The organism is Pseudomonas sp. MWU13-2100, from assembly GCF_023242365.1.
GTDB lineage: Bacteria > Pseudomonadota > Gammaproteobacteria > Pseudomonadales > Pseudomonadaceae > Aquipseudomonas.
Genome location: NZ_JALLIX010000005.1, coordinates 49,569 through 71,226, shown reverse-complemented (window position 1 = coordinate 71,226; position 21,658 = coordinate 49,569). Strand labels below are relative to the sequence as shown.

General features: G+C 62.8%; 20 protein-coding genes. 11 read left to right on the top strand and 9 right to left on the bottom strand.

Features of this window, described 5'->3' with window-relative positions; genetic code table 11:
- The first annotated feature begins 433 nt into the window (after window positions 1–433).
- The 9 genes from hutH (at window position 434) to hutC (ending at window position 9,700) form a co-directional block, all read left to right on the top strand.
- Window positions 434–1,963: a histidine ammonia-lyase gene (gene hutH / locus M5B99_RS05490; RefSeq protein WP_248803033.1), complete on the top strand. Its 1,530-nt coding sequence runs from the start codon at window positions 434–436 to the stop codon at window positions 1,961–1,963.
- A 58-nt stretch (window positions 1,964–2,021) separates the two neighbouring features.
- Window positions 2,022–3,227, top strand: coding sequence for an alpha-hydroxy acid oxidase (locus M5B99_RS05485; RefSeq protein WP_248803032.1), 1,206 nt, complete (start codon window positions 2,022–2,024; stop codon window positions 3,225–3,227).
- Window positions 3,224–4,600, top strand: a complete 1,377-nt coding sequence (locus M5B99_RS05480; protein ID WP_248803031.1) for an FAD-binding oxidoreductase — start codon at window positions 3,224–3,226, stop codon at window positions 4,598–4,600. Before M5B99_RS05485 ends, M5B99_RS05480 begins: the two co-directional genes overlap by 4 nt.
- A 101-nt stretch (window positions 4,601–4,701) precedes the next feature.
- Window positions 4,702–5,538 carry a transporter substrate-binding domain-containing protein gene (locus tag M5B99_RS05475; RefSeq protein ID WP_248803030.1) on the top strand — a complete coding sequence of 279 codons (837 nt, stop codon included), beginning with the start codon at window positions 4,702–4,704 and terminating at the stop codon, window positions 5,536–5,538.
- 73 nt (window positions 5,539–5,611) lie between these two features.
- Entirely contained in the window at window positions 5,612–6,271 is a 660-nt protein-coding gene (locus tag M5B99_RS05470) for an amino acid ABC transporter permease (RefSeq protein ID WP_248803029.1), read from the top strand.
- Window positions 6,268–6,939, top strand: a complete 672-nt coding sequence (locus M5B99_RS05465) for an amino acid ABC transporter permease (protein WP_248803028.1) — start codon at window positions 6,268–6,270, stop codon at window positions 6,937–6,939. The genes M5B99_RS05470 and M5B99_RS05465 overlap by 4 nt, the downstream gene beginning before the upstream one ends.
- A gap of 50 nt (window positions 6,940–6,989) precedes the next feature.
- Complete coding sequence (locus M5B99_RS05460; RefSeq protein WP_318654562.1) at window positions 6,990–7,829, top strand: amino acid ABC transporter ATP-binding protein; 840 nt, start codon at window positions 6,990–6,992, stop codon at window positions 7,827–7,829.
- The gene (gene hisC / locus M5B99_RS05455) at window positions 7,826–8,959 is read left to right on the top strand and encodes a histidinol-phosphate transaminase (RefSeq protein WP_248803027.1); all 1,134 of its coding nucleotides are present in this window, start codon (window positions 7,826–7,828) and stop codon (window positions 8,957–8,959) included. Before M5B99_RS05460 ends, hisC begins: the two co-directional genes overlap by 4 nt.
- A 3-nt stretch (window positions 8,960–8,962) precedes the next feature.
- Window positions 8,963–9,700, top strand: a complete 738-nt coding sequence (gene hutC, locus M5B99_RS05450; RefSeq protein ID WP_248803026.1) for a histidine utilization repressor — start codon at window positions 8,963–8,965, stop codon at window positions 9,698–9,700.
- 241 nt (window positions 9,701–9,941) lie between these two features.
- Here the strand turns inward: hutC and dctM are convergent, their stop codons facing one another.
- The 8 genes from dctM to M5B99_RS05410 all read right to left on the bottom strand — a co-directional run bounded on the left by dctM (window position 9,942) and on the right by M5B99_RS05410 (window position 19,014).
- The gene (gene dctM, locus M5B99_RS05445; RefSeq protein ID WP_248803025.1) at window positions 9,942–11,225 is read right to left on the bottom strand and encodes a C4-dicarboxylate TRAP transporter large permease protein DctM; all 1,284 of its coding nucleotides are present in this window, start codon (window positions 11,223–11,225) and stop codon (window positions 9,942–9,944) included.
- Window positions 11,225–11,863, bottom strand: a complete 639-nt coding sequence (locus M5B99_RS05440; protein WP_248803024.1) for a TRAP transporter small permease — start codon at window positions 11,861–11,863, stop codon at window positions 11,225–11,227. Before M5B99_RS05440 ends, dctM begins: the two co-directional genes overlap by 1 nt.
- A gap of 475 nt (window positions 11,864–12,338) precedes the next feature.
- The gene (locus M5B99_RS05435; protein WP_248803023.1) at window positions 12,339–13,325 is read right to left on the bottom strand and encodes a TRAP transporter substrate-binding protein; all 987 of its coding nucleotides are present in this window, start codon (window positions 13,323–13,325) and stop codon (window positions 12,339–12,341) included.
- 193 nt (window positions 13,326–13,518) lie between these two features.
- On the bottom strand, window positions 13,519–14,331 hold the full coding sequence (locus tag M5B99_RS05430; protein WP_248803022.1) for an HpcH/HpaI aldolase/citrate lyase family protein: 813 nt from the start codon (window positions 14,329–14,331) through the stop codon (window positions 13,519–13,521).
- Window positions 14,332–14,425: 94 nt separating this feature from the next.
- Window positions 14,426–15,640 (bottom strand): CaiB/BaiF CoA transferase family protein, encoded by a 1,215-nt coding sequence (locus tag M5B99_RS05425; protein WP_248803021.1) that lies wholly within the window; start codon window positions 15,638–15,640, stop codon window positions 14,426–14,428.
- Window positions 15,640–16,989: an MmgE/PrpD family protein gene (locus M5B99_RS05420; protein ID WP_248803020.1), complete on the bottom strand. Its 1,350-nt coding sequence runs from the start codon at window positions 16,987–16,989 to the stop codon at window positions 15,640–15,642. The genes M5B99_RS05425 and M5B99_RS05420 overlap by 1 nt, the downstream gene beginning before the upstream one ends.
- 10 nt (window positions 16,990–16,999) lie before the next feature.
- A complete protein-coding gene (locus M5B99_RS05415) occupies window positions 17,000–18,163 on the bottom strand; it encodes an acyl-CoA dehydrogenase family protein (protein WP_248803019.1) in 1,164 nt (387 codons plus the stop codon).
- Window positions 18,164–18,186: 23 nt separating this feature from the next.
- Window positions 18,187–19,014 carry a MaoC family dehydratase N-terminal domain-containing protein gene (locus M5B99_RS05410; RefSeq protein ID WP_248803018.1) on the bottom strand — a complete coding sequence of 276 codons (828 nt, stop codon included), beginning with the start codon at window positions 19,012–19,014 and terminating at the stop codon, window positions 18,187–18,189.
- 147 nt (window positions 19,015–19,161) lie between these two features.
- Here M5B99_RS05410 and M5B99_RS05405 point away from each other — a divergent pair, with 147 nt between their 5' ends.
- Window positions 19,162–20,055: a LysR family transcriptional regulator gene (locus M5B99_RS05405; protein ID WP_248803017.1), complete on the top strand. Its 894-nt coding sequence runs from the start codon at window positions 19,162–19,164 to the stop codon at window positions 20,053–20,055.
- 132 nt (window positions 20,056–20,187) lie between these two features.
- The gene (tal, locus tag M5B99_RS05400) at window positions 20,188–21,108 is read left to right on the top strand and encodes a transaldolase (protein ID WP_248803016.1); all 921 of its coding nucleotides are present in this window, start codon (window positions 20,188–20,190) and stop codon (window positions 21,106–21,108) included.
- 204 nt (window positions 21,109–21,312) lie between these two features.
- Here the strand turns inward: tal and M5B99_RS05395 are convergent, their stop codons facing one another.
- Window positions 21,313–21,525 carry a co-regulatory protein PtrA N-terminal domain-containing protein gene (locus M5B99_RS05395; RefSeq protein WP_248803015.1) on the bottom strand — a complete coding sequence of 71 codons (213 nt, stop codon included), beginning with the start codon at window positions 21,523–21,525 and terminating at the stop codon, window positions 21,313–21,315.
- Window positions 21,526–21,658: the final 133 nt, after the last annotated feature.

The following is a 21,658-nucleotide window of genomic DNA, read 5'->3' as shown; positions in this document are numbered from 1 at the left end:
CGTCCGATCCTTAGCCCATTTGCGCAGCCTCCGTTCAGTCCCGCGAAGCCGGGGCGATCGACTCTCGAGTGAAATCACCCATCGCTGTATATACAGCATCAGATTCCGCCGTAAACCTTCGTCTTTGCCTTCCTGCAACAGCTTGCACGTCCAAACGACCATCTGTTGCGCACAGATCTTGTCTCACGCAAAACTCAACTAACATTGGTTTCTAATCGCCCCAACCCTGTGCGGTTGCGCGATTTTGGTGCGGCCTTTGGTGACATATTCAAGGTTCGACAGGCGCCAGCCTTTTTTTCGAAATGGCCGCGAATCGGGTCTGCCGCGCCACTCTCTGCGCGGAATAGTGGTTTTGGCCCGCATATTGCTCATCCTGTATATACAGGAACATATAGCCATCTATTCCACCCACCCCACGCCTTAGGACACTGCCATGCCCGCCCCCCTGCTGCTCAAGCCCGGTCAACTCACACTGGATCAACTGCGCGTCATCTATCAGAAGCAATGCGCGATCGAGCTGGACCCCGCCGCACGCGAGAATGTCGACGCCAGCACCCGTACGGTGAACGAAATCATCGCCAACCAACGCACGGTATACGGCATCAATACCGGCTTCGGCCTGCTGGCCCGGACCTCGATTGCCACTGAGTCACTGGCCAAGCTGCAACGCAACCTGCTGCTCTCGCACTGCACCGGCACCGGGCCATTGCTCGATGATGCCAGCGTCGGCCTGATCATGGCGCTGAAGGTCGGTTCGCTGGCCCGTGGTTTTTCCGGGATCCGCTGGGAAGTGATTGATGCACTGGTCAAGCTCTATCACGCCAAGGTCTATCCGTGCATCCCGTCCCAGGGCTCGGTGGGTGCCTCCGGCGACCTGGCACCACTGGCGCATATGTCCGCCGTGCTGATCGGCGTCGGTCGCGTGCGCCATGAAGGCCGGGAGATGGACGCCGTCGAAGGCTTGGCGATCGCCGGCCTGGAACCCATGGTGCTGGGCCCGAAGGAAGGCCTGGCGCTGATCAATGGCACCCAGGTCTCCACCGCACTGGCGCTGCGCGGACTGTTTGCCGCCGAAAAGCTGTTCAGCGCCGCCGTGGTGGCCGGCAGCCTGTGCGTGGAAGCCCTGAAAGGCTCGGACGTACCCTTCGATCCACGTATCCAGGCCGTGCGCGGTCAACCTGGCCAGATTGATGTGGCCCAGTTCTATCGTGAACTGCTGGCCGACAGCGAAATTCGCCGATCGCATATCGACTGCGCCCGGGTCCAGGACCCCTACTCGCTGCGCTGCCAGCCGCAGGTCATGGGCGCTTGCCTGGATCACCTGCGCTTTGCCGCCGGGGTGTTCCTGCGTGAATCCAACGCGGTTTCGGACAACCCATTGGTGTTCAGCGCCGATGGCGACGTGCTCTCGGGCGGCAACTTCCACGCCGAACCTGTGGCGATGGCCGCCGATGTCCTGGCCCTGGCGATTTCCGAAATCGGTGCACTGTCCGAACGGCGGATCGCGCAACTGGTCGACCCGGCGCTCTCCGGCCTGCCGGCCTTTCTGGTGCGCGAAGGCGGCCTGAACTCGGGCTTCATGATCGCCCAGGTAACCGCCGCCGCCCTGGCCTCGGAGAACAAGACCCTGGCCCACCCGGCCTCGGTGGACAGCCTGCCGACTTCGGCGAACCAGGAAGACCACGTGTCGATGGCGACCTTTGCCGCCCGCCGTTTGCTCGATATGGCCGGCAACAGCAGTGCCGTGGTGGCCATCGAACTGCTCGGCGCCGCCCAGGGCGTCGACCTGCACACCCCACTCAAGACCTCGGAAAAACTCTCTGAAGTCCTGGCAATGATTCGTGGCGAGGTCGCGCACTACGATGAAGACCGCTACTTCGCCCCCGATATTGCGGCGGCCAGAAACTGGGTCGAATCCGCCGCCTTCGAACGCTGGTTGCCCGCCACACGCTTGTACGCTTGATTGACACCGGGTTGGCGCAGCCTCGCTGCGCCACTTTCATCACAGCATAGGGATCGCCATGCGTCGCTATTATTCAGGGCCGGATTTCCACCGGGCACAGAGCATTGCCGAACTGGCGGCCATGGCTCGGCAACGCCTGCCGCATTTCGCCTGGGAATACCTGCAAGGCGGCGCCGAAGAAGAACTGACGCTACGGCGCAATCGCCAGGCTTTCGCGGATATAACGCTGCTGCCTCGCACCCTGGTGCCCTGCTCGGTGACGCAAACCCAACGTTCGCTGTTCGGGCGAGACCTGCCCTTGCCCATGGCCATCGGCCCCACCGGCTACAACGCGATGCTCTGCCGCGATGCCGATATACATTTGGCCCGGGCCGCCACGGAGCGCGGCTTGCCCTTTACCTTGAGCACCGTGTCCAGCAGTTCCCTGGAGCAATTGGTCACGGCGGTGCCCGAGGTCAATCTCTGGTTCCAACTCTATTGCCTGCGTGATCCCGCCGTCGGCGAGGACCTGCTGCAACGGGCCGACGCGGTCGGTTGCCGGACCCTGCTGCTGACCAGCGATGCCGTGCTGCTGGGCAACCGCGAGTGGGACCGGCGCAACTTCGTCCGGCCCCGGCAACTGAGTCTGCGCAACAAGCTCGACCTGCTCTGCCATCTCCGCTGGATGAGCCAGGCGCTGTGGCCAAAGGGCCTGCCGAACCTGGGCAATATCGAGCGCTATCTGCCGCCCGGACAACGCACCATCGAAGGCGCCGCGCACTTTATCGGCAGCCAGATGGATACCGGTCTCGACTGGGACGCGCTGGCCCGGTTGCGCGAGCGCTGGCCCCATCGACTATTGCTCAAGGGCGTGCTGCACCCGGCGGATGCTGAGAAAGCCGTGGCCCTGGGGCTCGACGGGCTGGTGGTGAGCAACCATGGCGGCCGTCAACTGGACGGGGTTCCCGCCAGCATCGACTGCCTGCCGGCGATTGCCGCCGTGGCCAAGGGCAAGCTCGCGTTGCTGCTCGACAGCGGTATCCGTCGTGGCAGCGACATTCTCAAAGCCTGCGCGCTGGGTGCCGACGCGGTGTTGCTGGGGCGATCTACCCTGTATGGAGTCGCCGTCGGCGCACAGGCAGGCGCCGGCCATGCCCTCGACCTGCTGGCACAAGAGCTGCGCCTGGCCCTGTCCTTGCTGGGCACTGCGAACCTGGAGCAGCTTGATCGTCGTGCCCTGGTCACGACACCCTCTACCCTTTCCGACCGTGAGTTGAGCCGATGAGCGATTTACCAAAAACCCTCGAACTGTTGCGTCAGGCCCTGGGGGATGACGCGGTCGTCACCGGCGCCGATATCAGTCAGCGCCACTACAGCGACTGGACCGGCCACGCCCCGGCCTGTCCCGCCGCGCTGCTGTTGCCAAGGACCACGGCGGATGTGGCGAACGCCTTGCGCATCTGCAATGGCGCCGGGCAATCGGTGGTTCCCCAGGGCGGCATGACCGGACTCGCCGGCGGCGCCGTACCGCGGGCCGCGGATATCGCCCTGTCCCTGGAGCGCCTGCGCGGCATTGAAGAGATCGACCCGGCCGCCGCCACCATCAGCGTGCTGGCCGGCACCACGCTGGAGGAAATCCAGCAGGCGGCGCTCAACGCGGGCTTTATCTTCCCGCTGGACCTGGGCGCGCGCGGTTCGTGCCAGATCGGCGGCAATATCGCCACCAATGCCGGTGGCAATGCGGTGATCCGCTACGGCATGACCCGCGATCTGGTGCTCGGAGTGGAAGTGGTCCTGGCCGATGGCCGGGTGCTCGACCTGCGCAACAAGATGATCAAGAACAACTGCGGTTATGACCTGAAACAGTGCTTTATCGGCAGCGAAGGCACCTTGGGCGTGATTACCCGCGCGGTCTTGAAGCTCGCGCCGCAACCCGGCCAGGCCAGCACCCTGCTCTGCGCCCTGCCCGACTACGCCAGTGCCGTCAGCCTGTTGCGGCGGATCCAGCGCAGTGTCGGCACGCCACAGGCCTATGAACTGATGTGGCAGGACTTCTTTCGCCTCGGGGTGAGCTGGCTGGAAAACGCCACGGCGCCGATCTCATTGGAACATCCGTTGTATGTGCTGCTGGAGTCCGCCGGTTCCCGGGAACAGCTTGAGATAGCGCTGGAAGAGGCACTCGATGCCGGCGAAGTGCTCGATGCGGTCCTCGCCAGCTCCCAGGCCCAGGCCAGGGGACTGTGGAAGATCCGCGAAGCGACCGGTGAGTTTCCTCTACGCATGACCCCGCTGAACTTCGACGTCAGTCTGCCGATCGGCCTGATCGGCGACTTCGTCGAGCATTGTCGCGCACGCCTGGAAGAGTGCTGGCCTGGCAACCACAGTGTGTACTTCGGCCACATCGGTGACAGTAACCTGCACCTGACCGTGGACTGTGCGTCCCTGCCCCAGCCCGCGCCGATCCTGGCCATCGAGGAGCTGGTCTACAGCGCCGTCGGCGAACTCGGCGGCTCGGTGTCCGCCGAGCATGGCATCGGCCTGCTCAAACGCGAGTTTCTCCATCACTCGGTCAGCCCCGAAGCCCTCGCGCTGATGCGCCAACTCAAGGACTGCTTCGATCCCAACGGCATTCTCAACCCGGGCAAGATTCTCGCCTGAGGGCTGTATATACCGGAGTGGCACGTTAACTGCTGTCGCCAACCTGAATCACCGCTGGAACACACACTCAACCTCGCTGCATCCCCTGAAGGAGTGACACCATGCAACTCGATTCTCTATTCAGTAAACGCTTCAACGGCCTGTGCCTGGCGCTCACCCTGAGCGTCGCGTCCCTGGCGGCACATGCTGATCAACTGGCTGATGTCAAAAAAGCCGGTGAACTGGTGGTAGGTACCGAGCTGCAATTCGCGCCTTTCGATTTCACCGACAACGGCAAGCAGAAAGGCCTCAACTCCGAACTGTTCGAACAGCTGGGCAAGGAACTCGGGGTCAAGGTGAAATTCCTCGACCTGCCGTGGCCCAGCGTCTTGCCAGGGCTTGAAGCGAAGAAGTTCGACGTGGTCGCCGGTCCGATCATCGTGACCCGGGCCCGCCAGGAACGTTATCACTTCATGCTGCCGATCGCCGAAGCCACCGTGGCCTTGATGATCGGTGCCAACGACAACAGCATTAGCAAGCCGCAGGACATTGCCGGCAAGGCGGTCGGCGCAGGCAAAGGCTCGGCACAGCTCGAAGAACTGAAGACCTTCGCCGCCACCCTGCCGGAGAAAGTCACCATCCGCGAATACGTCGACAACAACCAGGCCTACGCGGACCTGGCGGCCAAGCGCATCGTCGCCGTCGCCAACTCGCTGCCGAATATCTCCTATGTCGCCGCCCAGCGCAGCAATGCCTTCAAAGTGGTCCAGCCACCGTTCGGCAAGACTTCCTACTTCGCCTACCTGGGGCGTAAGGATGACGACGCCAACAGCCTGATCGCCGCACTCGATGCCGCCCTGCTGAAAATGCATGCGGACGGGCGCCTGGCGGCCTTGCAGAAGAAGTGGCTGGGTGCCGAGATGAACGTGCCGCAAGCCGACTTCACCCCAACCTGGTAAATCCGCCTGCCCATTGGAGGACCTGATCGCCGGCCAAGCCTGGCCGGCGATCAACTGAGTCGGAGTCAGCGCAATGTTCGATTGGCCTTTGTTTCTGCAGAACCTGCCGTTGCTACTGACCAGCCTGCTGGTGACCCTCGAGGTCTCCATCGCGGCCCTGGTGATCGGTTTTTTCATCGGCATCCTGGTTGCCAGCCTGCGCCTGTCGCCGCTGCCGCTGTTCAGGCGCCTGGGGGGCGGCTACATCTTCGTGTTCCGCGGTATTCCGCTGCTGGTGCAATTGCTCTTTGTCTATTACTTCCTGCCACGGGTCGGCCTGCCCAATGTGTCGCCGCTGACGGCCGCGATCATCAGCCTGTCGCTGTGCGCCGGGGCCTATATCGCCGAGATCCTCCGTGGCGGCTTCCTGGCCATCCCCGGCGGGCAGTTGGAAGCGGCCGGCCTGCTGGGCCTGAGTACCCGGCAAATGCTGATCCGCATCCGCGTCCCTCAAGCCGTGCGCCTGACCCTGCCGGCCCTGGTCAATGAAATGATCCTGCTGATCAAGGCGTCTTCGCTGGTGTCGGTGGTCGGCCTCGCCGACCTGACCCGTACCGCGCAGAACCTCGCGGCCAGCGACTACCTGTTCGTGCAGGACTACCTGATGCTCGCCGGTTTCTATTGCCTGATCAATATTCCACTGGCGTTCTGCGGCGGCCTGTTGGAGCGCCGCATGAAGGAGCAACTGACATGATCTTCGACTACCGGGTCATTACCGAACACCTCGACGATATCGCCCAGGGCTTCACGGTGACCCTCGGCACCTGGTCCGCCGGGGTGGTTCTGGGCTTGTTCCTCGGTTTGCTGATCGCCGTGGCGCAACTGTTCGGCAACAACCTGATTCGCGCGCCGCTCCGGGCATTTATCGAAGTGATCCGCAGCACGCCGTTCCTGGTCCAGCTGTTCCTGGTCTATTACGGCGGGCCGTCCTTCGGCCTCAGCCTCGACCCGGTTCCCGCCGGGATTCTCGGGCTGGGCATCTATGGCAGCGTGTACTTCGCGGAGATCTTCCGCACCGGCTTCGAGTCGGTGGCCCGTGGCCAACTGGAGGCGGCCGACTGCCTGGGCATCAGTCGCTGGCAATGCATCCTGCGCATCCAGCTGCCGCAGATGCTGGTGATCATCCTGCCGGCACTGGTCAACCTGGTGACCATCCTGTGCAAGGAAACCGCCGTGCTGTCGATTATCACCATCCCGGAACTGACCATGGTCATGACCGGTATCGGCTCGCAAACCTTCGCCTTCGTCGAAACCCTGCTGGTGCTGTGTATCGGCTACCTGCTGCTGGTGGAGTTCTGTTCACGCCTGGGCATGGTCCTGGAGACCCGGGTCGGCCGTTTCATGAGCAGGCAGCCGCAATGAACATCCTACAACGCCCCCTGCCACCCATTGTCCCGAAACAAGGTGCCCCCATGAAGACTCCCGAACAACTCCCCGGCGACTCGCAACCCATGGTGCGCCTGCACAATGTCGGCAAGAGCTTCGGCGCCCTGCGTGTGCTCAAGGGGATCGACCTGCAGGTCCGGCATTCCGAAGTGGTGTGCCTGATCGGTCCTTCCGGCTCGGGCAAAAGCACCCTGCTGCGCAGCATGGCCTTTCTCGAAGAATACGACGAAGGCGAGATCCATATCGAAGGCCGGTTGCTCGGCTATGTGGCGGACAACGGCAAGGGTCGTAAACGTGCCGCGCAAGCCCAGATCAATCAGGTCCGGCGCAATATCGGCATGGTCTTCCAGCAGTTCAACCTGTGGCCGCACATGACCGCGCTGGGCAATGTCAGCGAAGCCCTGCTGCGGGTGCGCAAGCTGCCTGCCGCCGAAGCCCGCAGGCGCGCCCTGGCGATGCTCGACAAAGTCGGCCTGGCGCACAAGGCCGACGTTTATCCGATCCAGCTCTCCGGCGGTCAGCAGCAGCGCGTGGCGATTGCCCGGGCGCTGGCCATGGAGCCGCACATCATGCTGTTCGACGAACCGACTTCGGCGCTCGACCCTGAGTTGGTGGGCGAAGTCCTGCAGGTCATGAAGACCCTGGCCAAGGAAGGCATGACCATGGTGGTGGTCACCCATGAGATGGGTTTCGCCGCGCAGGTCGCCGACTCCGTGGTGTTCCTCGACCAGGGCCAGGTGGTGGCCCAGGGAACGCCGCAGCAAATCTTCCACAACACCGAACACCCCCGTCTGCAGCAATTCCTGCAGAACTATCTGGATCGCAATGCGTTCTGGCAAGACAACAAAGAGGCATCCCCGGTATGAACGCTGCTGAACTGCAACTCCTTGCCCGCCCCCAGGTGCGCGACCTCGCCAGCTACAACGCCGGCCTCGGCACGGAAGCGGTGCGCAAACGTTTCGGGCTGACCCGGGTGGCCAAGCTGGGCAGCAACGAAAATCCCCTGGGCCCGGCACCGGCAGTCGCCGCCGCCATGACCCAGGCCTGTTCCAGCATCGCGCTGTACCCGGATGCCAGTTGCCTGGAACTGCGCGCGGCCCTCGGCGCCAAGCTCGGCGTGCCAGGCAACCAGTTGGTGTTTGGCAATGGCTCCGAAGACTTGCTGAGCATTATCAGTCGGGTGTTCCTTGACCATGGCGATGAAGTGGTCACCGTGGTGCCCTCGTTCGGTCTGCACTTTATCTACCCCATCGCCGCCGGAGCCCGGGTAACGGGCGTGCCGATGACCGATGAAGGCCGCTTCGACGTAGCAGCGATGATTCAGGCGCTGACCCCGAAAACCCGCCTGCTGATGTTTTCCTGCCCTTCCAACCCGGTGGGCTGCACCCTCGACGCCGACGAATTGCACCGCCTGTTGACAGCACTACCGGCCCAGTGCCTGCTGGTGTTCGACGAGGCCTATTACGAGTACGCGCAATTCGAGGCGGGTTATCCCGATTGCCTCGGGCTGATCCAGGCCAGCGGCAAGCCCTTTATCCTGCTGCGCACCTTCTCCAAGGCCTATTCCCTGGCCGGGTTGCGGATCGGCTACGGCGTCGTCAGCGACCCCATGCTGGCCGACCTGATCGACCGCCTGCGCACGCCATTCAATATCAACCGCGTGGCCCAGGCCGCGGCGATTGCCGCCCTGGCGGATGAAGAGCATCTGCAAGCCACCCTCGCCCACGTCGCCCATGAGCGCCGGCATATGGTGATTGCCTTGCAGAACCTGGGCCTGGACACCGCGCCGTCGATGGCCAACTTCCTCTTCTTCAGCACGCCCTATCCGGCTGAAACCATCAACCAGGCCTTGCTGAGCAAAGGAGTTATCGTCAAACCCTGGCGTGAAGACGGCTACACGGAGTACTTGCGTGTCTCCATCGGTAGCTGTGAGGATAACGACCTTTTTCTCAAGGCCCTGGCAAGTGTTCTTGCCGCTCAAAAAGATGCGGACTGACCCATGATCAAAAATGCACCGCAAGCCCTCTATCGGCGCGCGAAGGACTTTGTGCAAGACAAGCTGCGCAGCGGCGAATGGAAGCCTGGCGACTTGATTCCCTCGGAGAATCGCCTGGTGCAGGAGCTGGGCATTTCGCGCATGACCGTCAACCGGGCCTTGCGCGAGCTGACGGAGGAAGGTCATCTGTTGCGGATCTCCGGCGTCGGCACCTTCGTGGCCGAAAGCAAGCCGCAATCGAACCTGCTGCGCATCACCAATATCGCCGACGAAATCATCGCCCGCGGGCACAGCTATTCCTGCCGGGTCCTGCACCTGGGCCGCGAAGCGGCCTCGATGCCGGTGGCCGCCGCCCTGGCACTGCCCACCGGCTCGTCGGTATTTCACCTGATCTGCGTGCACAGCGAAGAAGGCGTGCCGGTACAGTTCGAGGACCGCTACGTCAATCCCGAACTGGTACCGGATTTCCTGCAGCAGGACTTCGGCGAACAGTTGCAGCCGGCGCGCTACCTGTTGCAGGTCATTCGCCCCGACGAAATGGAGCATATTGTCGAGGCCGGCCACCCCAGCAGCGACGAAAGCAAGCATATGCAGATCGATACCCTGGAGCCGTGCCTGATCCTGGTACGACGGACCTGGAGCCAGAACAAGATCGTCACCTATGTTCGCCTGACCCATCCCTCTTCGCGTTATCGCCTCGGCAGTCGTCTGCCGGTGACGGGGGCGCACAGGGACAGTTAAGAGCAGGCCTGCCACAGTTTGTATGTGAGCTGACGGCACTGACGATCATTGCCGTCGCGCTATCCGCCGCCGTGCGCAGTCCTGTGGCGAGGGGGCTTGCCCGTGTACGGCTGCGAAGCAGTCGTAGAACCTGGGATTGCATTGCACCTGACACAATGAATCAGCTGATTTCAGGGGCGCTTCGCGCCCCGGCGCGGGCAAGCCCGCTCGCCACAAAACAGTGCTCGACTTCAGATCTGCATCACGGCATACCCAACCAATGTGGCAGCGTCAACGAGATCATTGGCACGTAGGTCACCAGAATCAGGAACGCCAGCAGGATCATCAACCACGGCAACGCCGCGCGAATGGTCTGCCCCAGGCTCAGCCCGGTCACCGCCGAGGTCACGAACAGGTTCAACCCCACCGGAGGATGCACCAGGCCGATTTCCATGTTCACCACCATGACGATGCCCAGGTGAATCGGATCGATCCCCAGCTTCACCGCAATCGGAAAGAAAATCGGCGCCAGGATCAGCACGATGGCCGATGGTTCCATAAAGCTACCGGCCACCAGCAACACCACGTTGACCATCATCAGGAAGCCGATCGGCGTCAACCCCTCGGACACCACCCAGTTGGTGATCTGCTGCGGGATCTGTTCGGTGGTCAACACATGGGCGAACAGGATGGCGTTAGCGATGATGAACATCAGCATGATCGCCAACCGACCGGACTCCATCAGCACTTTGGGACAATCGCGGATCTTCATGTCCTTGTAGATGAACAAGGCGACAAACGCCGAATACACCGCTGCCACTGCTGCCGCTTCAGTCGGGGTGAACAGGCCGCTGTAGATCCCGCCAAGGATGATCACCAGCAACAGCAAGCCCCAGAAGGCCCGGCGCGCCGCCGTCAACCACTCGCGAAAGGTCGCCCGCGGCTGGGCCGGCAACTTCTTGATCCGTGCCACGATGTAGATCGCCACCATCAGCATCAGGCCCAGTAGCAGCCCGGGGATCACCCCGGCCATGAACAGCTTGCCCACCGAGGTTTCCGTTGCCGCCGAGTACACCACCATGACGATGGAGGGGGGAATCAGGATGCCCAGGGTTCCGGCGTTGCAGATGATCCCGGCGCCGAACGCCTTCGGATAACCCGAACGGACCATGCCCGCCACCGCGATGGAGCCCACCGCCGCCACGGTTGCCGGCGAGGAACCGGACAAGGCGGCGAACAGCATGCAAGCCAGTACGGCGGCGATCGCCAGGCCGCCGCGAATATGCCCGACACATGCGTTGGCGAAATCGATCAGGCGCTTGGCCACGCCGCCGGTGGTCATGAAGGCCCCCGACAACAGGAAGAACGGAATCGCCAGGAAGGTATAGGCGTCCGAGGTCTCGAACAGCTTGATCGCCAGGGAACTGAGGGAATCCTGGCTGAAGATCAGGATCGACACCGCGCCGGACAGGCCCAGGGAAATCGCGATCGGAACACCGAGGAACATGAAGGTGAACAACAGCAGAAACAGACAGAGAACGGCCATCAGCGCTGCTCCTTGTGTTCACTCGCCAGCTTGCTCGCTTCGCCGGCTTCATCGGCCAGGCCCAATCCGACCTGACGACGGGTGAAAATGCGGTAGAAGATTTCCAGGTAGCGGATCAGCACCAGGGCAAAGCCCACCGGCACGATCAGCACGATGTAGCCGACCTTGATCCCGTACTGGTCGAGGTCCTCGGCGCCGATCCCGGCGACGAGCACCGCGCTCAGCCACTTGTAACTGGCCACCATGAACAGCCCGGCGTAGGCCAGGCAACAGGCGCAGGCGAGCATCGCCAGGTAGCGTTGCACCGGACGCGGGGACAGCTTGACCAGGGCGTCGACTCCGAGGTGGCCGGCGGTACGCACGCCGTAGGAGACACCGAAGAAGATCAGCCAGCCGAACATGGCCCTGGTCAGGGCCACGCTCCAGGTCATGTCCTGGGCCACGGTCATGGTGGCGTCGCCCAGGCTGTTGAAGAAGCCGCGGCTCCAGGCCCAGCGGTCGGCCAGGTTGAAGAACAGCGTGTAGATGTTGTTGGCCATCACATAGACGAAGGTCACCAGCGTCATGGCTGCCAGCAGGAAGGCGATAAAGCCTTCCTCGAAATGTTCCCAGATACGCCGCAATGGTTGCGTTTGCATGGACAAGACTCCGCGAAATGGAAAAGGGTGGACCGGGGCGTGGGCCGCGATGCCGATCAAACAAAGCCGGACACGATTTCTTGCAGGCTTGCTGGCGAAGAGGCCCGTGAGCCTTGCATCGCTTATCCGGTCGCCATCGCCGACAACCGAGCGCCGACCGGCGCTCCTACAAGATCTGTGTCGTATGCAAATCTGCTGTTCGACACAGAACCCTTGTGGGAGCGGAGCTTGCCCGCGAAGAGGCCCGTGAGCCCTGCATCGCTTATCCGATCGCCATCGCCGACAACCGAGCGCCGACCGGCGCTCCTACAAGATCTGTGTCGTATGCAAATCTGCTGTTCGACACAGAACCCTTGTGGGAGCGGAGCTTGCCCGCGAAGAGGCCCGTGAGCCCTGCATCGCTTATCCGGTCGCCATCGCCGACAACCGAGCGCCGACCGGCGCTCCTACAGGCGTTCTGTGTTCGCAACCACCGTCAGGGCTGGTTGGACTTGTCGGCCGCGTCGATCAGATCGGCACCGATTTCACCCTCGAACTTTTTCCACACCGGCTTCATCGCCTCCCGCCATTGCACGCGCTCTTGCGGGGTAAGCTCGATGATTTCACTGGTCTTGGCCTCGATGATCTTCTGCTTGGCGTTCTGGTTCAGCGCTTCGGCCTGCTTGTTCACTTCGAGGGTGACCTCGGCCATGATCTTTTCCAGCTCGCCGCGGATGTCCGGCGGCAGGCCGTCCCAGAACTTGCTGTTGGTGATCACCATATAGTCGATCAGGCCATGGTTGGATTCAGTGAAGTACTTCTGCACCTCGTTGACCTTCTGGCTCTCATAGTTCGACCAGGTGTTCTCGGTGCCGTTGACGGTGCCGGTCTGCAAGCCCTGGTAAACCTCGGCGAAGCTCATCTTCCGTGGGTTGGCGCGGATGGCCTTGAACTGCTCTTCCAGCACGCTGGAAGCCTGGACGCGGAACTTCAGGCCACGGGCATCGCCCGGTACGTGCAGCGCCTTGTTAGCGGAAATCTGTTTCAGGCCATTGTGCCAATAGGCCAGGCCGAGAATGCCCTTGCCCTGCATCGCGGTCAGCAGTGCCTTGCCCTGGGCCGCCTGGAAGCGGTCGACAGCGGCCATGTCGTTGAACAGGAACGGCAGGTCGTAGATCTGGATCTGCTTGGTGTACTGCTCGAACTTGGCCAGGGACGGTGCCAGCATCTGCACGTCACCGAGCAGCAAGGCTTCCATTTCCTTGCCATCGCCGAACAGCGACGAGTTGGGGTAGACCTCGACCTTGACCCGGCCCGGCAGGCGCTCTTCGGCGAGTTTCTTGAACAGCAACGCGCCCTGCCCCTTGGGCGTGTTTTCCGCGACGACGTGGGCAAACTTGATCACGATGGGCTCGGCCGCCTGCGCCAGGCCGGCGGTGAGCAAGGTGGCGGCGCAGAGCAGCGCCCGGGTCAACTTGAACATGTAAGTCACCTTCTTATTGTTGTGTTGTAGGCAGGTTGCCTAAAGCCATGCATATAGAGAATTTCGAATTCTGAGTACCCGCGTTCGGCTCCGGTGAACGCTACGCAAACCCTGGATTCATTGCCGAAGGTTGAGTACGACGAGGCATCCGCTTATCGGCTAAGGATCTGCCTGTCGTTGCCGCGGTTATGGCCTACGCCAGGGCCAACAAGCGGCGTGCGCGCAACAAGACCGGCGCATCGACCATCTGCCCGTCGACCTGATAGGCCCCAGCGCCGTCGCTGCCGGCGTCTACCACGCGCCGGGCCCAGGCCAGGTCTTCGGCGCTCGGCGCCAGGGCGGCGTGGATCACCGGCACCTGTCGGGGGTGAATGCACAACGCGCCGGCAAAGCCCATCTCGTAGGCATGGCGGATCGAGCGGCGCAAACCCTCAGGATCGTCAATGGCCGGGTGTACGCCGTCCAGTGGCGCGACCAGGCCAGCGCCGCGCGAATGCACGATCAGCGCCAGGCGGGCCTGGTCGAGGGCGAACTGCGCGGCATCCGAGCCGCTGCTCAGATTGAGGTCCAGGGCCAGGTCCAGGCCACCGAAGGACAGGCGCTCGACGCCTGGGGCGCTGGCGATCCCCGCCAGGTTCAACAACCCCCGGGCACTTTCAATGATCGGCCAGACGGGTTTGCCCGTCGTCGCCACGGCAGCGACCTGGGCCGCGTTCTCGACCTTGGGCAGCAGCACGCCGCTGACGCCAGGGTGTTGTTTGCAGAACCCCAGGTCGGCGCTGTGTTCGGCGTGGTCCGGGGCATTGACCCGCACCAGGACCCGGGCCTGGGAATTGGCGCAGAGGAACTGCCCTAGATACTCACGGGCGATTCGCTTGAGCGGCTCCTCGACGGCATCCTCGAAGTCGACGATCACCGCGTCGGCACCGCTGGCCAGGGCCTTGGCGAAACGCTCGGGACGACTGCCGGGCACGAAGAGCGCGGAGCGGGCTATGGATGAGGACATGCTGTGTTCCTTTTTAATTCATTTGACTCAGTTGACGATGAACCTGTGGCGAGTGCGTTTGGTGGCAAGCCCCCTCGCCACAAGGTGCATGGCGTCAGATCACACCGTCAGCTCGCAACTGCTCCACCGCCTCAGCGCAAACCCCCAACTCACTCAGAATCGCCCCGGTGTGCTCCCCCAACCCCGGCACCGCGTCCATCCGTGGCTCAAACGCCGCATTGCGCGCCGGCGGCAGCAGCGCCGGCAGTTTCCCCGCCGGACTCTCAACCTCGCGCCAGCCATCACGGGCCTTGAGCTGCGGGTGGTCCCACACACCCTGCATATCATTGACCCGGGCATTGGCGATCTGCGCCTCTTCCAACCGGGCAATCACTTGTTCGGTGCTGAGCCGGGCAAAGCTGTCGACGATGATCTGGCGCAACACCTCACGATTGGCCGAACGCTTGAAGTTGGCCGAAAACCGCTCGTCCAGCACCAACTCCGGAGTCAGCAGCACCTTGTCGCAGAACGCCGCCCATTCACGCTCGTTCTGCAAGCCGAGCATCACCGTGCCGCCGTCGCCCGCCGGAAACGGCCCGTAGGGATAAATGGTCGAGTGCGCCGCGCCGGCACGTGGCGGTGGTGCGGCGCCGTCGAAGGCGTAATACATCGGGTAGCCCATCCACTCCACCAGGCTTTCGAGCATGCTGACGTCGATGCGGCTGCCCTCCCCGGTTTTCTCCCGCAGCAGCAACGCTGAGAGAATGCCGCTGTAGGCGTACATGCCGGCAGAGATATCGGCGATCGAACAACCGGCCTTCGCCAGTTCATCCCCGCCCGGCCCGCCGGTCACCGAAAGAAAACCGCCCTCGCTCTGGATCAACAGGTCGTAGGCCTTTTTCTTCTCATAAGGACCACCCTCGCCATAACCGGAGATATCGCAGACGATCAGCCGTGGAAAGCGCTCGTGCAGTGCGTCGAAGGACAAGCCCATACGGGCGGCGGCACCCGGTGCGAGGTTTTGCACCAGCACATCGGCCTGCCCCAGCAGATTTTCGAGAATATCGCCGGCCTGATCCTGTTTGAGGTCCAGGGTCAGGCTCTCCTTGGAGCGGTTGGTCCAGACGAAGTGCGAGGCCAGGCCGCGGACACGCTCGTCATAGCCACGGGCGAAGTCGCCGCTGCCGGGGCGCTCGATCTTCACCACCCGTGCGCCCAGATCCGCCAGTTGCCGGGTGCAGAACGGCGCGGCAATGGCGTGCTCGAGGCTGATCACCGTGATGCCGTCCAACGGGCGCGGTGCCGGGGTATTGCCTGCTGCCGTATTCATCAGCGCAGCTCCTTCAAGTCAGTGCTGTTACGCAGGTCCCAGACCTGACGGATCAAACCCTCGGCCTGCTCGGGCGAGCGCGCACCGGAGAATTGCAACAGACGACGGAACTTGTCTTCCAGCTCGGCCCGCGACAGGCTGTTGCCGGGATCGCCCTTGGGCTCGTTGATGGCGCCGTACAGGGTACGGCCGTCAACCGTGGTGACCACCACCCGGCCCAGCCAGCGCTGGGGATAGGCATCATCGACTTCGGGGTCGAGAGTCATACTGACCTTCTCGCGAAACGCCGACACGGCCGGATCGGTCAATGACCGTTGGTGAAACTCCGGCAGGCCGGCCTTGCCGTGCACGGCGATCAGACCCAGCACCGTGCTCATGGAGAACTTGGCCTGGTGCACGCTTCGCGGCACCTTGACCCGCCCCAACACATCGATGGCGCCCTGATGCACACGGGCTTCCACATGCCGGATCTGTTCGTGGCCCAAACCTTCCTGCCCCATCAGCGCCAGTAGCGCATCGGCGGCCGGATGGGTATGGCGGCAGGAGGCATGGAACTTGAACGAGGTTTCCACCAGCGCCCAACGACTGCCCAGGCGATCGGACAGCTTCGCCGGATCGGCATCGCTGGACATTCCGGCGGCCAGCCCCTGGTCGCCTTCAAGAATATTGCGCGCTCCGGTCAAGCCATCCGCCGTCAGGTAGGCGGCCAGCAGGCCGTCCGCAGCAGCCTTGGCGGTGTGCAACTGCTTGGAGTCGGCGGCATCGCGAAGGAACTCCCAGAGCCCGGCGGCCTGGGTGCCGGCGCTGCCCAGCAGATTGCTGAACTGCTCCTGGTCGAAGTCCATCAGCTTGCCCACGGCCACGGCCGCCGCCAGGGTGCCGACGGTGGCCGTGGTGTGGAAGATCCGATAGTGGGAGCGACCGAGGAACTCGCCGATACGAATCCCCGCTTCGTAACCCGCAACCGAGGCCAACAGTAATTCACAACCGGATTTGTTCAGGTCCTGGGCAGCGGCAAGCACTGCCGGAAACACCACGGTGGCCGGGTGCAACACAGAACTGTTGTGCAGGTCGTCCTGCTCCACCAAGTGCGAGGAAGCGGCGTTCACCAGTGCGGCGAAGTACGCCGAACTGCCCTGGCCATTGACCAGGATCCGCGCCGGACCGTTTGCCGGCCCCATCTTGCAGGCGTAGGACTCGAACAACGGAATCGGATGAGCCCCCTGGCTGGCCAGGGCCGAGGCCAACCAATCGAGGAACAGGTCTTCGGTACGCTCGAACACCGTTTGAGGCACCTGCTCGTAACGCAGGTCGGCGAGGAATTCGCAGAGGGCTTGGGTATGGCTCATGCTCGGTTCCTCAGAAGCTGCGCGGCAGTTCGAGCAGGTGCTCGGCCACGTAGGACAGGATCAGGTTGGTGGAGATCGGCGCCACCTGGTACAGGCGAGTCTCGCGGAACTTGCGCTCGACGTCGTATTCGCAGGCGAAACCGAAACCACCATGGGTCTGCAGGCAGGCGTTGGCCGCTTCCCAGGACGCCTTGGCCGCCAGGTACTTGGCCATGTTGGCGCTGGCCCCGGCGTTCCGCCCGCTGTCGTACTCCTCGCAGGCACGCCAGCGCATCAGATCGGCGGCCTCGATCTCGATATGCGCTTCGGCAATCGGGAACTGCACGCCCTGGTTCTGCCCGATGGGCCGGCCGAACACCACCCGGTCGCGGGCATAGGCGCTGGTTTTTTCGATAAACCAGCGACCGTCTCCGATGCATTCGGCGGCGATCAGCGTGCGCTCGGCATTCAGGCCGTCGAGGATGTAGCGAAAGCCCTTGCCCTCTTCGCCGATCAGGCTGTCAGCGGGGATTTCCAGGTTGTCGAAGAACAGCTCGTTGGTCTCGTGGTTGACCATGTTGGCGATGGGCTGCACGGTCAGGCCGTTGCCGATGGCCTCGCGCAGGTCCACCAGGAAAATCGACATACCTTCGGATTTCTTCTGCACCTCGGCCAGCGGCGTAGTGCGCGCCAGCAGGATCATCAGGTCGGAGTGCTGGACCCGCGAGATCCAGACCTTCTGCCCATTGATCACGTACTTGTCGCCGCGCTTGACCGCGGTGGTCTTGATTCTGGTGGTGTCTGTGCCGGTGGTGGGTTCGGTGACGCCCATCGATTGCAGACGCAGCTCACCACTGGCCAGCTTGGGCAGGTAGAAGCTTTTCTGCGCCGCGCTACCGTGACGCAACAGGGTGAACATGTTGTACATCTGGCCGTGCACCGTGCCGGAGTTGCCGCCACAACGGTTCACCTCTTCCAGGATCACCGAGGCTTCGGCCAGGCCCAGGCCCGAGCCGCCGTATTCGGCGGGAATCATCGCCGCCAGCCAGCCGGCGTCGGTCAGCGCCTTGACGAAGGCATCGGGGAAACCTTTTTCTTCATCGATCTTGCGCCAGTAGACGGCATCGAATTCAGCGCATAGGGCACGAACACCCTGGCGAATGGCATTAAGTTCTTCGTTGTTATTCGGATTCATGGGGCTGATGGCCTTTTTTATTGTTAGTCGAAGTGCACTTCAGCCTGCTGGGCCAGGCCAGCGGCGTTGCCGGCCCACAACTGGGCAACCCCGGGGCTGAGGATCCGTCCACCGACTTCGAAGGGTTGCGGTGCGATCAACGGACGCACGCCACGATAGGAAAAACGCCGCAGGGTCGCCCGCGGATTGGCCCGACAGAACGCCCGCAAGTTCAGGGTGGCGATCATCGGACCGTGCACCACCAGACCCGAATAGCCTTCGGTGTCGGTGACGTAGGGAAAATCGTAGTGAATGCGATGGCCATTGAAGGTCACGGCGCTGTAGCGAAACAGCAAGGTCGGTGTGGGCTCGACGGCTTCGTGCCAGTCCCCCTGGATCAGCGCTTCGCTGCTGCTCTGCTTCGGCGGTGTGGGTTCGCGGTAGACGATGTCCTGCTCTTCGCGAAGCGCCAGCCGGCCGGCCTGGGTGTATTCATGTCGTACGGTGACAAACAGCAAGGCACCGCTGCGCCCCCACTTTTCCTCGATATGGCTGATGGTCGACAGCCGGGTGGCATCGTGACCGGCACGCAGGTGCTCGAAGAATTCAAGGCGGCCGCCGGCCCACATGCGATTGCGATTGTCCGCAGGCGGCAGGAAGCCACCACGGGCCGGGTGACCGTCAGGGCCCAACAGGGTCTCGGCCACCGGCTCTTGAAAGAAACACCATTGCCACAGCGGCGGCAGCGCCTCGCCATGGACCGGAGTCGATTCGCCAAAAGTCGCGGCGATACGTTTGAGCAGATTACGGCTCAGTTGGTCGTGGGCTTCTTCGGTCCGTCCTAGCCAGGCACTCAGATCCGTCGCACTCATGGAAGGTTTCCTCCTTGCCGGTTGTTGTCATGAACCGATGATGCAAGGTGCAGCCCGTTCCGAGAATTTGCATTTCTATAAGCCGGCGTTCGGTTATGCTGAACGCCAACGTCCTACTTGCACGCTGCCTCTGAGCGGAGTCGCCCCATGCATTTCGACCTGGCGGATCTACGCCTCTTCATCCATATCGCCGAATCGCCGAGCCTGACCCAGGGCGCTCGGCGTGCCTTCCTCTCGCCGGCCGCCGCCAGCGCACGGATCAAGGCCCTGGAAGCGCAACTCGATACGCGCCTGCTGTACCGCGACAGCCGTGGCGTGGAGGTCACCCCGGCCGGCCAGCGCTTGCTGCAACATGCGCGATTGATCATGCGTCAGGTCGACTATCTGAAGAGCGAGTTCACCAGCTACGGCGGCGATTCCGCCGGGCATATCCGCATCTTCGCCAACACCACGGCCGTCACCGAGTTTCTCCCGGAGGTGCTGGCCGGTTTCCTCTCCCTGCGCCCAGGGGTGACGGTGGACCTGCAGGAACGGTTATCGCGGGACATCGTCCGCGGCGTACTCGACGGCACCACCGACATGGGCATCATCGCCGGCCCGGTGGAAGCCAGCGGCCTGCAGGTGATGCACTTCAGCACCGACCGCCTGGTGCTGATCGTGCCGGTGGAACATGCACTGGCGGCGCAGCAGTCGATAGCCCTCGACCAGACCCTGGCGTACCAGCATATCGGCCTGCACGAAGGCAGCACCTTGCTGAGTTTTTTGCGCGAGCATGTCGAACGGCTGGGCAAGACCTTGTCGTTGCGTATCCAGGTTTCCAGTTTCGAGGCCATCTGTCGGATGGTCGAGGCCGGCGTGGGCATCGGCATCATTCCCGAGTCCGCCGCCGTGCGCCACAGCCGGACCATGGAACTGGTGACCGTGGCGCTGGACGAGCCCTGGGCGATTCGCGAGCGCAGCATACTGGTGCGCGAACTCGAAGCACTGCCCGGGACTATCCGCGCCTTGATCGCGACACTGATGCCGAGCGCGCAAACCTGAACCGTCCTACAGTTTGGGTTGCACAAACCCCTGGTTCGGCGGCATTCTTGAACGCATTCGACTGACAGAACTTTTCACCTCAGCCGCACTCAATCAGTGCATGGATCCACGCCCTTCCCGACAGAGACGCTCATGACTTCGAAGCTTGCACAACTCAAGCAGTTCACCACCGTGGTCGCGGACACCGGCGACCTCGACGCTATTACCCGCCTGAAGCCGGTCGACGCCACCACCAACCCTTCGCTGCTGCTCAAGGCCGCCGCGCTGCCAGGCTACGCCGAGCTGCTCAAGGCCGCCGTGGCTCACGCCAAGGGCGATGTGGGCCTGGCCTGCGACCATTTCGCGGTGTCCGTGGGCAGTGGCATTCTCAAAGTGATTCCAGGGCGAATTTCCACCGAAGTCGATGCGCGCCTGTCCTTCGATGAAACCGCGCTGCTGGGCAAGGCCCACCAGTTGATCGAGCTGTACGACAAGGTCGGCGTCGGCCGTGACCGCGTACTGATCAAACTGGCTTCGACCTGGGAAGGCATCCGCGCCGCCGAGAAACTGGAAAAAGACGGGATCCAGACCAACCTGACCCTGCTGTTCTCCTTCGCCCAGGCCGCGGCCTGCGCCGATGCCGGGGTGTTCCTGATCTCGCCGTTCGTGGGCCGGATCTACGACTGGTACAAGAAGTCCACCGGCAACGAATACAGCGGTGCCGACGATCCGGGCGTGCAGTCGGTAACGCGCATCTACAACTACTATAAGTCCAACGACTACAAGACCGTGGTCATGGGCGCGAGCTTCCGCAATCTCAACCAGATCGAACAACTGGCCGGTTGCGACCGTTTGACCATCAGCCCCGACCTGCTGGAAAAGCTCAGCCAGGACGAAGGCCCGCTGGAGCGTCGACTGGTGCCAGGCGCCGCGGGGGAGCCGCGCCTGCAACTCAATGAAGCGCAATTCCGCTGGGCCTCCAACGAAGACGCCATGGCCACCGAGAAACTGGCCGAGGGTATCCGTCAGTTTGCCCGTGACCAGGAAAAGCTCGAAGCGTTGCTGGCTCAGTAACCGCAGTTTCACTCTCGCCCAAGGCGACCCGGGCAGTCGGCTACTCCGCTCCCGGGACAATGCGTGCTTCGGGTCCTGCTGCCACACGGCCAGTCAGCGACCCGCTTGATGCCTGTTGTATGCTGATCCGGTGCCCCTCGGCAGGCGTCAAACGCCTGCGGGGCAAACCGGCCGGCCTCTCGGCCCGACCGCCGACCTCCACCGTCAGTTGGTGCGTTCGACGCTATCGGACGCGGCCTGCTTGCCGGCCGCCACGGCCTGGGCTTTTTCAGACTTCTGGTAATAGGCCATGGACGTATCGCGGGCCGCGTCCATGCGGGCCATGACTTTATCACCGCCATCACCGCCGCCTTCGGCCATGGCCGCAACGGAAGCAGTCATCAGGGTCACGATCAACAATGCTTTAAGGGATTTCATCAGTCACTCTCCAATAGTTTGAGTTCGTCAGCACGAGTTCCTGCTGACTTGGGCTCATCCTATCGAGCTGCGCATTTCAGCCTGTTCCCCGCAGGATGAAATTTTTTACAGGAACGGCAGTTCGAGAAAACCA